The 14597-nt window shown below is 49.2% G+C and carries 20 protein-coding genes; 14 read left to right on the top strand and 6 right to left on the bottom strand.

Annotated features, from left to right (window positions below; all coding sequences use genetic code 11):
- Positions 1-2 precede the first annotated feature (2 nt).
- A complete protein-coding gene (gene hemH / locus BLT51_RS05395) occupies positions 3-959 on the bottom strand; it encodes a ferrochelatase (RefSeq protein WP_091280788.1) in 957 nt (318 codons plus the stop codon).
- A gap of 199 nt (positions 960-1158) precedes the next feature.
- On the opposite strand from hemH, the gene BLT51_RS05390 reads away from it, so the two are divergent.
- From BLT51_RS05390 to BLT51_RS05380, 3 genes are all read left to right on the top strand, one after another.
- The gene (locus tag BLT51_RS05390; RefSeq protein WP_091280785.1) at positions 1159-2070 is read left to right on the top strand and encodes a hypothetical protein; all 912 of its coding nucleotides are present in this window, start codon (positions 1159-1161) and stop codon (positions 2068-2070) included.
- Positions 2067-2444, top strand: coding sequence for a GntR family transcriptional regulator (locus BLT51_RS05385; protein ID WP_091280783.1), 378 nt, complete (start codon positions 2067-2069; stop codon positions 2442-2444). The genes BLT51_RS05390 and BLT51_RS05385 overlap by 4 nt, the downstream gene beginning before the upstream one ends.
- 162 nt (positions 2445-2606) lie before the next feature.
- Complete coding sequence (locus tag BLT51_RS05380; RefSeq protein WP_091280780.1) at positions 2607-3278, top strand: queuosine precursor transporter; 672 nt, start codon at positions 2607-2609, stop codon at positions 3276-3278.
- Position 3279: 1 nt separating this feature from the next.
- Here the strand turns inward: BLT51_RS05380 and BLT51_RS05375 are convergent, their stop codons facing one another.
- Complete coding sequence (locus BLT51_RS05375; RefSeq protein WP_091280777.1) at positions 3280-3969, bottom strand: nitroreductase family protein; 690 nt, start codon at positions 3967-3969, stop codon at positions 3280-3282.
- 39 nt (positions 3970-4008) lie between these two features.
- Between BLT51_RS05375 and BLT51_RS05370 the strand changes: the two genes are divergently transcribed.
- Complete coding sequence (locus BLT51_RS05370; protein ID WP_091280774.1) at positions 4009-5061, top strand: S66 family peptidase; 1053 nt, start codon at positions 4009-4011, stop codon at positions 5059-5061.
- A 113-nt stretch (positions 5062-5174) separates the two neighbouring features.
- Positions 5175-5750, top strand: coding sequence for a flavodoxin domain-containing protein (locus tag BLT51_RS05365; RefSeq protein ID WP_091280771.1), 576 nt, complete (start codon positions 5175-5177; stop codon positions 5748-5750).
- Positions 5751-5828: 78 nt separating this feature from the next.
- Here BLT51_RS05365 and BLT51_RS05360 read toward each other — a convergent pair whose 3' ends face one another.
- Positions 5829-6170, bottom strand: coding sequence for a hypothetical protein (locus tag BLT51_RS05360; RefSeq protein WP_091280769.1), 342 nt, complete (start codon positions 6168-6170; stop codon positions 5829-5831).
- Positions 6171-6354: 184 nt separating this feature from the next.
- On the opposite strand from BLT51_RS05360, the gene BLT51_RS05355 reads away from it, so the two are divergent.
- The 3 genes from BLT51_RS05355 to BLT51_RS05345 are packed head-to-tail and all read left to right on the top strand — an operon-like array spanning position 6355 to position 9383.
- Positions 6355-8103 (top strand): cytochrome c biogenesis protein CcdA, encoded by a 1749-nt coding sequence (locus BLT51_RS05355; protein WP_231943908.1) that lies wholly within the window; start codon positions 6355-6357, stop codon positions 8101-8103.
- A gap of 45 nt (positions 8104-8148) precedes the next feature.
- On the top strand, positions 8149-8700 hold the full coding sequence (locus BLT51_RS05350) for a sigma-70 family RNA polymerase sigma factor (RefSeq protein ID WP_407922106.1): 552 nt from the start codon (positions 8149-8151) through the stop codon (positions 8698-8700).
- Complete coding sequence (locus BLT51_RS05345) at positions 8697-9383, top strand: anti-sigma factor (RefSeq protein ID WP_091280766.1); 687 nt, start codon at positions 8697-8699, stop codon at positions 9381-9383. Before BLT51_RS05350 ends, BLT51_RS05345 begins: the two co-directional genes overlap by 4 nt.
- A gap of 92 nt (positions 9384-9475) precedes the next feature.
- Here BLT51_RS05345 and BLT51_RS09095 read toward each other — a convergent pair whose 3' ends face one another.
- Positions 9476-9628 (bottom strand): hypothetical protein, encoded by a 153-nt coding sequence (locus BLT51_RS09095; RefSeq protein WP_157672921.1) that lies wholly within the window; start codon positions 9626-9628, stop codon positions 9476-9478.
- A gap of 698 nt (positions 9629-10326) precedes the next feature.
- On the opposite strand from BLT51_RS09095, the gene BLT51_RS05340 reads away from it, so the two are divergent.
- The 6 genes from BLT51_RS05340 (at position 10327) to BLT51_RS05310 (ending at position 12866) form a co-directional block, all read left to right on the top strand.
- A complete protein-coding gene (locus BLT51_RS05340) occupies positions 10327-10587 on the top strand; it encodes a hypothetical protein (protein ID WP_091280763.1) in 261 nt (86 codons plus the stop codon).
- The gene (locus tag BLT51_RS05335) at positions 10566-10988 is read left to right on the top strand and encodes a hypothetical protein (RefSeq protein WP_091280762.1); all 423 of its coding nucleotides are present in this window, start codon (positions 10566-10568) and stop codon (positions 10986-10988) included. Before BLT51_RS05340 ends, BLT51_RS05335 begins: the two co-directional genes overlap by 22 nt.
- A 653-nt stretch (positions 10989-11641) precedes the next feature.
- Positions 11642-12097 (top strand): hypothetical protein, encoded by a 456-nt coding sequence (locus BLT51_RS05325; RefSeq protein WP_091280757.1) that lies wholly within the window; start codon positions 11642-11644, stop codon positions 12095-12097.
- Positions 12094-12288: a helix-turn-helix transcriptional regulator gene (locus BLT51_RS05320; protein WP_091280754.1), complete on the top strand. Its 195-nt coding sequence runs from the start codon at positions 12094-12096 to the stop codon at positions 12286-12288. The genes BLT51_RS05325 and BLT51_RS05320 overlap by 4 nt, the downstream gene beginning before the upstream one ends.
- A gap of 78 nt (positions 12289-12366) precedes the next feature.
- Positions 12367-12585 (top strand): type II toxin-antitoxin system RelB family antitoxin, encoded by a 219-nt coding sequence (gene relB, locus BLT51_RS05315; RefSeq protein WP_091280750.1) that lies wholly within the window; start codon positions 12367-12369, stop codon positions 12583-12585.
- The gene (locus tag BLT51_RS05310) at positions 12582-12866 is read left to right on the top strand and encodes a type II toxin-antitoxin system RelE family toxin (RefSeq protein ID WP_091280746.1); all 285 of its coding nucleotides are present in this window, start codon (positions 12582-12584) and stop codon (positions 12864-12866) included. Before relB ends, BLT51_RS05310 begins: the two co-directional genes overlap by 4 nt.
- Positions 12867-12880: 14 nt before the next feature.
- Here the strand turns inward: BLT51_RS05310 and pdxT are convergent, their stop codons facing one another.
- Both pdxT and pdxS read right to left on the bottom strand, forming a co-directional pair.
- Entirely contained in the window at positions 12881-13525 is a 645-nt protein-coding gene (gene pdxT, locus BLT51_RS05305; RefSeq protein ID WP_091280741.1) for a pyridoxal 5'-phosphate synthase glutaminase subunit PdxT, read from the bottom strand.
- 22 nt (positions 13526-13547) lie between these two features.
- A complete protein-coding gene (gene pdxS, locus BLT51_RS05300; protein WP_091280738.1) occupies positions 13548-14426 on the bottom strand; it encodes a pyridoxal 5'-phosphate synthase lyase subunit PdxS in 879 nt (292 codons plus the stop codon).
- Between the last annotated feature and the right edge of the window lie 171 nt (positions 14427-14597).

Raw genomic sequence — 14597 nt, 5'->3', positions numbered from 1 at the left:
TTTCAGTGTAGGAGATTTTGCTCGACCGTAGCGTGGTAGACGCTAGCTAATATTTTTCCGCCAGCCTTATCAGAATTTGGCGGCGGGATCAGAGTGAATTCCGTGCCGCCAGCATCGATATAGGTTTGCCGATTAAGCACGTCAATTTCGTCCAAAGTTTCAATACAGGAAGCAAAAAATCCAGGAGTAACAACAAGAATGCGATGTATCCCTTCACTCGGCAACTGTGCCATACGATCAATAGTTGCTGGTTGTAGCCAGGCGCCTGGACCGAATTTCGACTGATAGGTTATTTCCCAATCCACCCCGGCTATGTGATTCATGATCGCTGCGGTGGTTTGTTCGCACTGCTGGCGGTATTGATCTGGCTCGTGAACAACGCGTTGTGGTACGCCGTGATAGGAAAAGATAATCTTATCGAACGACTGATGCGAGTGCTGGATATGATGCTGGATTTGGTGTGCGTACCAGCGAATATATTCAGTATTGAGATTCCACGGATCAGCCCGAAGAATACGAGGCGCCCAGTCTTGATGTTCGATGCGGTCAAGTTGGCGCCATATTTCGGCAACTGTTGACGGAGCATATTGCGGGTATAGGGGTATAACGACGAGTTCATCAACTGCGAGCGTCCGAATTGCGGTTTCAATATCTGGTGTCATATAAGTGGTCGCATACCCCACTTTGATGTGTGGTAGCTGTTGCACAGTATGACGAGCCTGGGCTTGAGTATGTACAATGAGGGGTGAGCCCTGTGGCATCCATACACTGCGGTAAACTGGCTCGATTTTCCTCGGACGTACCCGCAACACAATATTGTTCAAGATTGGCTTCCACAGCCATCGTGGCATATCAACTACTGATGGATCAGATAAGAATCGGCGTAAAAACTCTTTAATATCTTCTGGATTCGGCGAAGCCGGCGTTCCAAGAGTGACGATGAGACATCCACGATTCATAAAACTAACAATAGCGTCTCTATCTCTTACGCGCACGTTTATTGACACAGCTATCTTTTCAAGACGTGAGAATACACGCAACCATCTACATGTCGCATAAATTTTACGCTACCCACCTTGTGGCAAATGATTGACACAAGATGAGTGATGAACATACAATTCTTGTATCAATCACATATAACAAGGAAGTGCTGCCACTATGAATGTTCCACACACTGGATCGGCCGTATCTCTGCTGCTGTTAGGCGCAATTGTGCAAGTCTGCCTGATAGCTATTCCGCTCATCACCCTTGGAGCATGGTACATTCATACTCCACATCGCAAGCTTTTTCTCAACCGTCTTCCCTATGCCCCCAAGCTACAGGTAACAATCCGCGGACTTACTATCGGACGCATCGCAGGTCTAGTCGTGGGCATTCCAGCAACCCTCATACTGCTACTCAACATGAGAAATGCATATCTGTACTATGCAGCGCCGTTCATTGTCTACGCTTGTATTTCCATACTCACGCTCATCATCCACGGATTTACTTTCAGAGCCGCTCACGTACCTGGACATAGCGGTCTCGAGCGCCGTACTCTTACCCAATACACGGGCCATCTTCCTAAAATACTGCTCGTGAGCGCTCCACTCATATTACTTATGCTCACTGTACTTTACCCTTTTGTTCCAGTAGTGCCCGATAATCAAGGAACCGTGTACTACGCGCCGGTAGCGCCCGCTCTCGGCGTCGTCGTCGCATTGTTATTAGCGACTTTACTCACCGCAGCTATTATGTGGGTTGTTATTTTACGTCCACGCAATTCATCGGATGCCGAGCTGGTTAGCCTCGATAACATTGTCCGCCGTCGTTCAATTAATGAACTCATTTTCGGATTAACCGCAGCTGCGTCAGCCTCGGCGCTTGGTTTATCAGTACGTGGAGCTCATTATATGTTTGCCGCATTATTCCTGCGCCCTACTGTCTTTATAAACACCAGTGCGCTACCCAGTTCAGCACTATTGATTATTTTGGCTGCTATTCACAGCGTCGCAACAATCGCTAATATCGTTATTTTTGTTATTGCCTTGGCACGTCAGTTCAATCCGGGGATCGGCGTTGATCGATGAGCGTAGAGCTAACCATTGACCCAACACTCTCTATCCCGGCGCACGAGCAACTAACGAACCAAATTACCGGCGCGATACTCTCTGGAAAACTCTCCCCGGGTAGCCAATTACCTACTGTACGCGCGCTCGCCCGCGATCTCGGGATTGCCCCGGGCACTGTTATGCGTACCTACACTTCCCTATCTGACGCAGGATATATCACCACCGCACGAAGTAAAGGAACCGTCGTTAATGGAAGGAAAAGTAACGACGACGAGCTCGCCCATCACCTCACCCGTCTAACCCAACGCTACCTAGTTGAACTGCATGCCTTTGGCTTTACCGAGAATGACGCCATCGCTGAATTAGCCCGATTAAGCGGCACTGAAGCATAATTTTCAGCACATAGCACAACAAATTGGTGCACACTCAGCACGGTTCTGGCAAAATACTTCACGGTACACCGCTTGGGGCAGCAAGCGAGTACGCGCCGTAGAGGTAGTGAGAGCGTCGATGTACTTCATTTTCCGTATCATTTTTAGCGTATAGGAATATTCATGACTGCCCAGAAAGCAAAATTCGCTCCAACTGGAACCGGACTCTACCCAATCTTTGTTGCCATCATGGCTGTTGTTCTCATACTGTCTAACATTGGAGCTTCTAAGCCGGTTATCTTTGGCCCTATTCTTACCGACGGCGGATTCTTCCTGTTCCCATTTGCCTACATCATTGGCGACGTCGTTTCCGAAGTTTATGGCTGGAAAGCATCCCGACGCGCCGTCATCATTACCTTCTCGCTCTCCATCTTTGCTGCTCTGTGCTACTGGATCATGATTGCGCTACCAGGAGCTGACTTCTACGACGGCCAAGAAGCATTGGTTCGCACCCTTGGACCGGTGTGGCAAATCGTTGTTGCTTCTCTTCTTGGCTTCCTCGCCGGTCAGCTTTCCAACGCATTCACAATGGTTCAGATGAAGAAACGCTCCGGCGAAAAGCTACTGTTTGGCCGAATGGCTGCTTCGACCGTCGTCGGCGAATTCGTCGATACACTCGTCTTCTGCTCTATCGCCGCGCAAGTCTTAGAAATTCCAGACGTTTCAACGTTCCTGAACTACCTCTTCGTCGGCTTCACCTACAAGACTGCCGTTGAGCTCATCTTCTCCCCCATCACAATGGCTGTGATGCGTCTGGTTAAGCGAGCAGAACCGGAATACGGTATTCAGAAGTAATTTACTTAGGCTCGATAAGAGTCACGGATGGGTGCGCCGCACGGAAACCATTAATCGGCGCATCCGTCCCATATCCTAGGGCGAAACCGGTCACCAACGCGTAATCAGCTGGCACGTTGAAAACCTCGTTCGCTGGCCGGCGCCACCCGGCTAGAACTCCCAGCGGACACGAATCGATTCCATGGGCACTGGCAGATAAAAACAACGTTTGCAACATGAGCCCGGCATCAAGTGCCGAATAGGGCAAGAAATCACGGTGAATGAACACCAGCCCGACCACCGGCGCACCGAAAGCTTCGAAGTTTCTCCGCATCTGAGCGTTTCGCCCAGCTCGATCCTCACGAGTAATCCCCAAATGCTGATAGAGCCCTATTCCTACCTCAACTTGGCGAGCACGCAGTTCATCTGGATAACGGGCAAAGATATCGTAATCCCCATCGCAATCGGGAGCAGTTTTTGACTTCTGCGCTACAGCCATTGCATCAAACTCGCGCAGATAAGCCGCAACTAGTTTTTCTCGCGTCTCGCCGGTTGCCAGCGCGATACGATACCCCCGAGTGTTTGACCAGCTTGGCGCATACCTCGTATCTTCGAGGATCTGCGCCACAGTCTCCTCTGATAACTGAGCATCAGTGAAATCGCGGACGGTATGACGAGCTTGGATCAGAGCAGAAAAATCATTCATAGTCATATCTTACAAGCCACTTTCTTCACGGGCTAGACTAAAAACATGACTCAACTATCAACGTTCCATGTTCCTTCACTTGTTCATCCCGGCGATAAGGTCGCGCTGCTTTCGCCCGCGTGGGCAGCTCCCGCGTATTTTCCCGAAATCCACGAGCAAGCAAAGCGCCGGATAGAGACTGAACTCGAACTAGTTCCTGTTGATTTTCCTACTACTACCGTTATGGGCGCTTCTCTTGCCGAGCGCGCAGCTGACGTTAACACCGCTTTTGCAGATCCAGATATTCGAGCGATTTTTACGACCGTCGGCGGGGATGATCAGATTCAGTTAACCTCACTTCTTAACTCCGAGGTTATTCGCCGCGATCCGAAACCATTTTTCGGCTATTCCGATAATACAAATATCTTGAATTGGCTATGGCGAAATGGGGTGGCTAGTTTCCACGGCGGCGCCACTCAAGTACATCTTGGCTCTGGGCCTGGCATCGATCCGATACACCTCATGACGTTGCGTGGAGCCTTGTTTGGCGACGACGTCGTTCTACCGGCAGTCACCGAGTCTGAAGATTATGGGGTGGACTGGTCTGATCCGCGAGCACTCACCGATGGAGTTATCCGCGAGCCCGCGATGCCAGTGGAGTTTATCGGCAGTGAACAAATAGTCCGCGGGGCGACGTGGGGCGGTTGCTTTGAGGTACTCGATCAACTGGCTATGGCTGGACGGTTGCCTGCTGCGGATGAGCTAGAAGGTAAAATCCTGTTGCTAGAAACATCGGAGATTATGCCGCCACCAGATTATGTTGGCCGCTGGATCCGGGCTTTTGGCGAACGCGGATATTTAAGTGCAGCTGCCGGATTAATGTTTGCCCAGCCCGTTGTTGATGACCGCGATGCTCCAGCACCGTATGAGGTGCGAGAGTCGCGACGCTTAACTTATCTGGAATATGTACTGTCACATGTGGGAGCATATCGTGAGGATTTACTCGTAGTTATTGGTGCCCCTTTTGGGCATACGCGCCCGCAAGCTGTTCTGCCATACGGGGGTGAAGTTACCTTAGATCCGCAGGCCGGAACTATCACGGCGCATTTTACGCGATAGCTACCAAGCCCCTCCTAACTTCCAACTGTCGCTAAGTTTCAACTACGATTAGCTACGTCAACATAAGCTAATCGCCATAAAAAGCAAACACCAAACGTGAAAGTGTCGCAAAAATGAAACGAACGATAGTCATCTACTCCACTGTTACCGGATTCGCCCGCACCTACGCCCAGTGGATTGCTGAGGATTTAGATGCAGACCTTTACCAAATCGAAGAACTCATTCCGCTTATCAAGCAGGGCCAAATAAAACTAGCTAGCTATGATCTTATTGTTTACGGAGCTGGTGTCCGGATGGGAGTCATTCGTAAATTCAGTAAGTTCCGTAAACTCATTAAACAAGCTGGAATAGCGACATCGAAGAAAACAATCGTGTGGGCAAATGGTGGAACACCGCAACACCCAGATCGCGATTATCGATCTGCGTCACGGACGTTTAACCGAGTTGAGCTTGCCCGCGGCGACTATGCCTACTTCTATCTAGAAGGTGGGGTACGATACGAAGGCTTAAACCCAATCGAAAAAGGGCTACTAAAGACCTTTGCTAAACGTATCCAAAAGTATCGTAGCCGTGGCGAGTGGGCGGTTGCAGTCGCCGATCATATCGCCGAGGGGTACGACCATACCGATCGAACAGCCATCGCTCCTCTCGTGGCACGTGGGCGCGAAATCCTTAACACTTCTCGATAGCAATTGACTACAAAATAAGGCGAGAGCCTCTCCGAACTGGAGGCTCTCGCCTTATGTATGACAGCGTTACGTAGCGACTTACTTCTTATCGTCGCTCATCTTATCGTCTGACATTTTGTCGTCACTCATTTTGTCATCCGACATCTTCTCACCATCAGACATCTTGTCATCGCTCATCTTGTCGTCACTCATTTTGTCATCCGACATCTTCTCGCCATCAGACATCTTGTCATCGCTCATCTTGTCGTCACTCATTTTGTCATCCGACATCTTGTCGTTTTCCATCTTGGTTTCTGACATCTGCTTATCATCCATCTTGCCGTCATCCATTTTATTATCAGCATCAGAATTGCAAGCGGCAAGACCGGCGACAGACAGTAAACCAACAACAGCACCAGCGGTGATTCGACGAATATTCATAAAGTTCTCCTTATATTGCGAGGCGGATGCCTCAGTGATCTTTCATAACTAGTTCGACGCCAGTGACCATACGGATTGGATTAGTTTAGGTGACCTGACCCACATAGTAAATCTGCAACGAAAACAATCCAAAATCGCTACCGCTGCGAACTACTCATAGAACTTGATGAAAGGACTTCACATTATGTCTCTAGTATTAATCGGTCTCCTTGGCGGATTTATCACCGGAATATCACCCTGTATTTTGCCGGTACTCCCCGTCATATTCCTATCCGGCGCTCAAGGAGCACAAACAACCAAGTCGAGCACAGCTCCCGGATTATTGTCCGGAAATCTTATTTCCCTCAATAGTGCTTCAGCTACTTCAAGCGTAACTGCTAAGGCTATGAAGCCAGTCTCCAAATGGCGTCCCTACGCCGTCGTCGGTGGATTGGTACTCAGTTTTACCACCTTTACCCTGTTTGGCTCAGCTCTGCTCACGCTCTTAAATCTTCCGCAAGATTTTATCCGCTGGGCCGGCGTTGTTATGCTCCTGCTTATTGGTATCGCGATGCTCGTGCCCCGGCTCATGGAACTGCTCGAAAAGCCATTCTCACGTTTCGCTAAAACCGGAAACTCTACATCGTCAAATGGTTTCTGGCTCGGGGTTGTCCTTGGAGCCGCCTACGTTCCATGTGCTGGACCAGTGCTAGCTGCTGTCTCAGTCGCCGGAACAACCGGAAAGATCGGTGCTGACACCGTTGCTCTCGCAGTGTCCTTCGGTATCGGAACCGCAATTCCGCTCCTCTTCTTTGCCCTCTCAGGACAAAAACTCACCGAACGTATTAGCACCTTCCGCACTCGGCAACAACTTATCCGTAGCATCGCCGGTATTGCCATGATCGGTCTAGCCCTAGGCATTGTTTTCGATGTTCCGGCTAAGATTCAACGCGCACTACCGGACTGGACGTCATCGTTACAAAAGAGCACTGAGTCGCTTTACCCCACCCAGCAGTCGGGTCCTTGCGTCGACGGTGCAACGGAACTCGCCAACTGTGGTCAACTCCCCGAAATCAGTGGCGCAGTCGCCTGGTACAACACTCCCGATAATCAGCCACTGACCGAAGCAGACCGCGCGAAGAAAGTTACCCTCGTCGATTTTTGGGCCTACTCGTGCATCAACTGCCAGCGTTCAATTCCTGGAATCGAAAAACTCTACGAAACTTATAAGGATTCCGGTCTGCAGGTCATTGGTGTTCATTCACCAGAGTACGCCTTCGAAAAAGTTCCAGAGAATGTTAAAGCTGGTGGAGATAAACTTGGTATCACTTACCCGATTGCTGTCGATTCAAATCTTGTAACCTGGCAAAACTTTGACAACCACTACTGGCCAGCCCATTACCTTGCTGACGCAACCGGCCAGCTACGCGCAATCAAATATGGCGAAGGCGGCGAGGCAACCACCGAACGTCATATCCGTGACCTCTTGCGTGAAGCCAACCCGAACGTCACCCTTCCCGAGCCAATTTTCTCTGATGCCGATGACGACGCTTCGGCTCGCGCTCCGCGTACTCCCGAAACATATCTCGGTTCTGCGCGTGCCGAACGCTACGCTGGCGGATCATTATCGAACGGCACCATCGACGCCTCTTTTCCAGAGTCACTCAAGCCAGATACCTTTGCGCTGAACGGAACCTGGAAGGTTAGCCCGCAATCGATTACTCCAGTTAGTGCTGACGGTAAGTTGCGTCTTTCTTGGCGTGGCGCACACGTCTACTTGGTAGCTTCTGGCGAAGGAACTATCACGTGGAATAACGATGGGAAAGAATCAACCATGAAGATCTCTGGCGTGCCTAACGCTCAAGAAATTGTCAGCACTACCCCGGGGTCTTCAGGAATAGTAGAACTCACTGTCTCACCAGGTGTGGAATTGTACTCGTTCACTTTCGGGTGAGACGCAGTGACAATCTTGGCTCAAACCCCGTACGATAAAGCCGTGATACCTGAACCATCAGATCTTGACGATGTCCTGCTCGGACGCATCGCTGACGGCGACCGCCAAGCTTTCGCGACTTTCTACGATCGTTGGAGTGGCAAGGTTTTGGCGCTGATCCGCCAGATTTTGCGTGACCACTCCCAATCGGAAGAAGTGTTACAGGAAGTGTTTTTAGAAGTGTGGCAAAAAGCGCCACAGTTCGCCAGCGCCCGCGGCACAGCCCGCGGGTGGCTGGTAACACTTGCGCGCCGGCGGGCGATAGATCGAGTGCGGTCTTCTCAGGCCAGCCGCGAGCGCGACACTGCCTATGTGGCAACCGATATCGACTACGATCACACGCTTGAAAGCGTGGAACAACGCCTCGAATCGGAACAGGTTCGCCGGATGCTTGACTTCGTAGGTGAACCGCATTCTTCCACTATCAAACTTGCGTTTTTCACCGGATTAACACACCGTGAAATTGCCAACCATCAACGTGTTCCACTTGGAACAGTAAAAACTCGGATCAGAGACGGATTAGCTAAAATGAAAAGATTTATGGAGCAGGAACGATGAGCGACGACGATCTCACCTTCCCCGACGATATTGCGGGGACACTAGGCACGAGTTTGACACCTGTTGCCCCTTCTCCTGCCGTGCGCGAGCATTTGTTGGAGACGATTGCCCACCTGCCACAAGAATCACGATCACCGGAGTCAACAACGACCGATGGTAACGTCGTCGAACTCAAGCCACGAAAACTGCGAGTTGTGCGTGCAGTTTCCCAGATGGCGGCGGCCGTGGTACTGGTAGCTGCCGGAGTTGGTGTCGGCCGTTGGAGCGTCATGGATTCGATGGAATACACCAGTCATTATGCGCAACTCAATCAAGCCCAAGATGTGGTACGGGTTGCTGACACGATGCCAGATGGTCACGTGGTGACTTTGACCTGGTCACACGATATGGAGATGGCCGCGGTAACGATGCCGGTAGAATTACAAGCTCCCGCAGGTCAGAGCTTAGCGGTGTGGGTACGCCACGCTGGTAACATCCGCAAAGCTGGAATGTACGAACCGAACAAAACTGGCCCATTCTCGTTTATTGATGCCATGCCAGAAGATGGCGACGACGTCTTCGTTACGATTGAACCAGCCGACGGATCAGCGCAGCCAACTGGAAAACCGATTATCACGTGGAAGATTAGTATTCCTGATGATCCGGCCGATCGAGCGAGTACACAGCCAAGCTCAACAATCTGAAGAATACATAGTGAAGCCTGGGTAAGACTCATCATTGAGCATGACCCATGCTTTGCTTATCTGTCTTTTGTATGGAAATCGGCTACTGATATCTAGCTAATCCAGTGCTGAACATAAGCTGCTAGCCCGAGGATCGCGCCGACCCCCATGCCAAGGAAGAGCCACAGATTACTCACGCGACCGTCTTTCCGTGACTGCATTTCCAGGGCGTTAGTGTTGTTTTCCAAATTCTCCATTTTTTCCATAACGTAAGCATATCGAAGATGCGAACAGCGAACAAGCATCTCAGTTAATTTCGTTGACTCTTAACGAACGACTGGGATGACGCTAACAACACTTTCGTGTTTTATAGGATGGTATCTATTGTGCACATCGGCTATTTTGTTGAATTTGGCCATAATGGCTCCTATGCGAGCCGATCTCATTCCCGTTATAAAACCCATCCTGTTTTTGGTTTAGATGGGTTTATAATTCCCGCAAACAATATGCGATAATTTTCAACCCAATATAGAAGTCTATCCGAGAGCTACCTCTTTTATGTTTTCAGATCAGGACGCATCATATCTGTAAGAATCTCCAATGAAGTTTGACAGCCATTTACATCAAACAATCCAGTGTGCCGACTGGATTTGCGAATTACTTGGAAAAATTGTGGCATGCAAACATGACCCGAATTCGCGGAATTTGAGTGGGCTACGAAATATTTTAGGACGCTGGAGGGGCTTACTAAACGTTTGCACCATTTATCCATTCTCCCTAGCCACACACAGGGTATCAATAGACAGTACTCAAGTCACCTAGAGCTAAGAACTCAAGACACTTCAAATCCAAACTCCTAAAAATAATCCTAAATAAAAATGGAAATTGCCATTTACAGCGATACTATTGCAGGACTAGAGTTATATTATTCAGATCAATAGTGTAGACGGGAGAGTTTACATAGATGAATAAAACGTTTTTGGCTATGATCGTCAGTGGATCTCTTGCACTAGGGAGTGTAGGGATTGCTGGACAATTCAATAATGAATTTCCGGTTGCAACATCGCCAATTGTTAAAGTTAATGAGCCAAACCCTAATGGTATTTCGCTGACTGAAAAAGACGCGTTGGAACTCGCTCAAAAGATCGCTAACTCAAGCTCAGCATTCAAAAATCCATCGTTGCTGGCGGAAAATTCAAGATTGTGGTTCCGGATAAGGTGCTGATTGAAAAGTATGGGTTTACCCCATCTGAGATTCAACTTCTTCACTCGTTCGCAGATGGAGCCGTGCGATCTGTTAACATCACACAAAGAAATGAAACGGCTACTGCTAATCGAGCGAGACTGTTCCATATTTCAAATTATGACCTCAAGACAGGCACCTTCGCTTTCCTTGCTACAGCTGCAGAAGGTGGACCAGCAGCAGTGGCTACCGTTTGGCCACTAGTTACTTCAATTGCAGGTCCTCTTGGAACGGTAGCTGGAATTGCTACAGCTGTCCTTGGAGGGTCATTCTTTACCAATGTCGCGCTTAGGGTAGTTGGGGCGATCCACCAAGGGAAAGGAATTACTTTCTATTCCCAATGGGGAATCCCTCCACTGCGTGTAGAGATCGAAGGACGATAACTTTTGCTCAGCAATCTCATTACCTTTTTAAAAGAAGGATTTCCGGAATTATTCTGGACGCATATGCTAGTGTTCTTTGCATATAACTTGACGTTCACGGATATATTTTCATTTCCGATTATTGCCGAAACCTTGATACTCATATGGCTTGGTGCATATATCATCAAAAAACAAATTGGCCATCAACCCATAGCTATCATTTACGCGGTCGTTTATATTACAAGTTCATTGGGAATCCTAATTATCAGAAATGATTCCACATCAAGAGCGGGACTTATCGCTCTTTGCTTCCTCTACCTCCTTGTACGTGATTATTCGGTTACAAAAAGTAAATGAACTTTGATAATTAACTGCCGGAACTGGTTAAGTCAGGGATAAATCACTACCGCACGTGTGCCGATCTGTGAGCGGGAAAGACCAAGCTAATCAGCTCATTTTAGCCGTAGCTCACCTCTTTATGCCGTCCGTCAAAGTTTGCCCAAACTTTATTTTCATCGCCCCTCTTCATGCTTGCGAAAAAGGAACGCATCAGCAAAAACAATTATTACCGCAACGATAGTGACAAGAGAATGCTTCCACCATATGTCAAACATACTTGACACTATTTCCTCTCGCATGTAAAGTCTGCTTTACATAAGGGAAAGGAATCAACTATGTCACAACCTCACATATCTATATGGGGATACACCAAACGTAAGCGACTGCCTGCACTGGTCATTGCTCTGCCGCTAGGCCTGTTAGTGGGAACAGTTGTTGGGATAATCTCGGCCTATTTACGTTCCGACACGGACCATGTATGGCTGTATGCCGCCATATTCTCGGCAATGACCGGCTTTCTGTTTACTGGGCTTATCTGGGTTCTCATCGTCGATCGCACAACCATTGCTGGCGCCATCGCAAAACCAGAAGCGAGCATTGAAAACACCTGGCATGCTAGGGCCGTATCAGCTGGATTCTTCACTATGCTCATTGGTAGTAGCTGGGGCTCAGCAATCGCCGCTTTTTACCACCAAAACGCTATTAGCATCTGCTTTGTCATCTTCTTTATCCTTGGCGTGTGCGCCTACGTAATCAGTTATGTCATCAACCGCAAGCGAACACTACAATGAAGAATTCGCTCCCGAAGCTACGCAAAGAAAACGGCTGGTCTCAGGAATATCTCGCACAACAACTAAGCGTGAGCCGTCAAACGATTATCTCTATCGAAAAAGGACACTTCGACCCATCACTTCCACTTGCTTTCGATATTGCTCGTGTATTCAATCAAAGGATTGAGGACATCTTTTCCCCTGAGTCATAGGCTAATTCTTTTGGCTTGTTTGCCTCAGATCCTTATGATGAATACATTGTATTCATCATAAGGATCTGAGGAGTACCTATGCCCACAATGACGCTACGTATGAATGACAGCGATGCCGAACTGATCCGGAAATTTGCCAAATTTGAAGGATTAACAATATCCGATTTTGCCCGCCAAGCAATTCTGGAAAAAATTGAAGATTCCTATGATCTCGACGAATTACATCATGCTCTTGCTCATGACACTGGCGAGCGCTTTACTATCGACGAGGTTTTAGAAGAACTTTCCTGGAGATGAGTACCTCGCCACATACGTATCGAGTATTTCTCACTACACGAGCACGTAAACAGCTTAAAAAGATGGATCGCTTCGATGCAAAAATACTCGCAACATGGATAAAGAACCACCTTGAAGGATGTAGCGATCCACGTGCTTTCGGCAAAGGGCTGACAGCTAATAGATCTGGAGAATGGCGCTATCGCGTCGGCTCGTACCGCATATTGGCATTCGTTGAAGACACAACGATTACAATTGAAATCTTTTCGATAGGCCGATGCGATTCAATCTATTCAAACTAAAATGCAATAGCTCCTTAGAGCATCCGCGCAAACGTATTGTAGATACTCATATCGTCGTCGAGCTCCGGATGGAAGGTCGCACCAATTTGGTTGCGATAGGTAACTGCCACCGGAGCACCATCTGGCAATGCCGCCAGTACGTCAACACCGTCACCCAGCTCAGCAATATGTGGGGCTCGAATGAACGTCATCGGGATCTGGGCCGGATCCTCGCCGGCAACACTAGGTTCTCCCTCGAAGAACTGCCCGTCAGCGATATGGAAACTGCCGAGCTGGCGTCCATACGCATTGCGAACAACGGTTACTGGCATAGTAGAAAACCCAGCTACCGCAACGTGGGACGACGTCGGTGCCGCATGCTCTGCCCCAGCAACTGGACCATTGGCAACCTGCTGGGCTAAAAGAATTAGCCCAGCACAGGTACCAAACACTGGCAAACCATCGGCCAACTTCTGCATAAGCGGATCGAACATATCAAGCTCGCGCAAAAGTTTACTTTGTACTGTGCTCTCGCCACCTGGCAATACAAGACCGTCAAGATCGCGGCGAGCGTCCTCCCCATTGCGCAATTCCACAGCCGTTATTCCAAGCTGCTCTAAACGCCGGCGATGCTCAATAAATGCACCTTGGACAGCTAGTACACCAACAGTTTTTGCCATTATTTTCTGGATTCCTTCAATGTCACTTGCCGCGCTCAGCCATGAGCAGATCGATTTCCGACTCGTTGATGCCAACCATGGCCTCACCGAGATCTTCGGAAAGTTCAGCAATCAGCTTGGCATCTTCGAAATTGGTCACTGACTTAACAATCGCCTGCGCGCGCTTAGCCGGATCGCCCGACTTGAAGATACCCGAACCGACGAACACGCCTTCAGCGCCGAGCTGCATCATCAATGCCGCATCAGCCGGCGTCGCTACACCGCCAGCAGCAAAATTCACGACCGGCAACTTGCCATTCTCATGCACGTAACGCAAAAGCTCTACCGGGACTGCCAGTTGCTTAGCCTCTTCAAACAGTTCATCGGCGCGCAAGCTCTGGACCTTACGCATCTGGGACTGAATCAGGCGCATATGGGTAACCGCCTGTACCACATCACCAGTTCCTGGCTCACCCTTGGTACGAATCATCGACGCGCCCTCAGCAATACGGCGTAGCGCTTCACCCAAATCCTTCGCACCACACACGAACGGCACATCAAAATCAGTCTTGTTAATGTGGAAGACGTTATCTGCCGGCGAAAGAACTTCAGACTCATCGATATAATCGATCTCCAGCGCCTGCAAAATCTGGGCCTCAACGAAATGTCCAATACGGACCTTTGCCATGACTGGAATCGAGACCGCATTCTGAATTTCTTTAATCAACCGCGGATCACTCATTCGAGAAACACCACCAGCTGCACGAATATCTGCTGGGATGCGTTCGAGAGCCATCACCGCACTAGCGCCTGCTTCTTCCGCAATCCGGGCCTGCTCAGCATTCGTAACGTCCATAATAACGCCACCTTTAAGCATCTGTGCGAGCTGTTTATTCAATTCAAAGCGAGAGTTCTCAGTCATTGTGTTACCTTCAACATTTGTGCTAGGACGGCCTGTAACCGCAACTATTCAACACATACTATACGCGAGCGCAGGCTGGTTACGAATAGTTGTCGCGCTCTGAGCTTAGCGATGAGTGAGACGCCATATTTCGTATGCTAAGACCGCCTGCAGTTTCAGTGGTTTACAGCG

Origin of the sequence: Arcanobacterium phocae (assembly GCF_900105865.1) — a bacterium.
GTDB lineage: Bacteria > Actinomycetota > Actinomycetes > Actinomycetales > Actinomycetaceae > Arcanobacterium > Arcanobacterium phocae.
The sequence above is the reverse complement of the archived record's forward strand: the minus strand, read 5'-3'. Positions and strand labels throughout refer to the sequence as shown.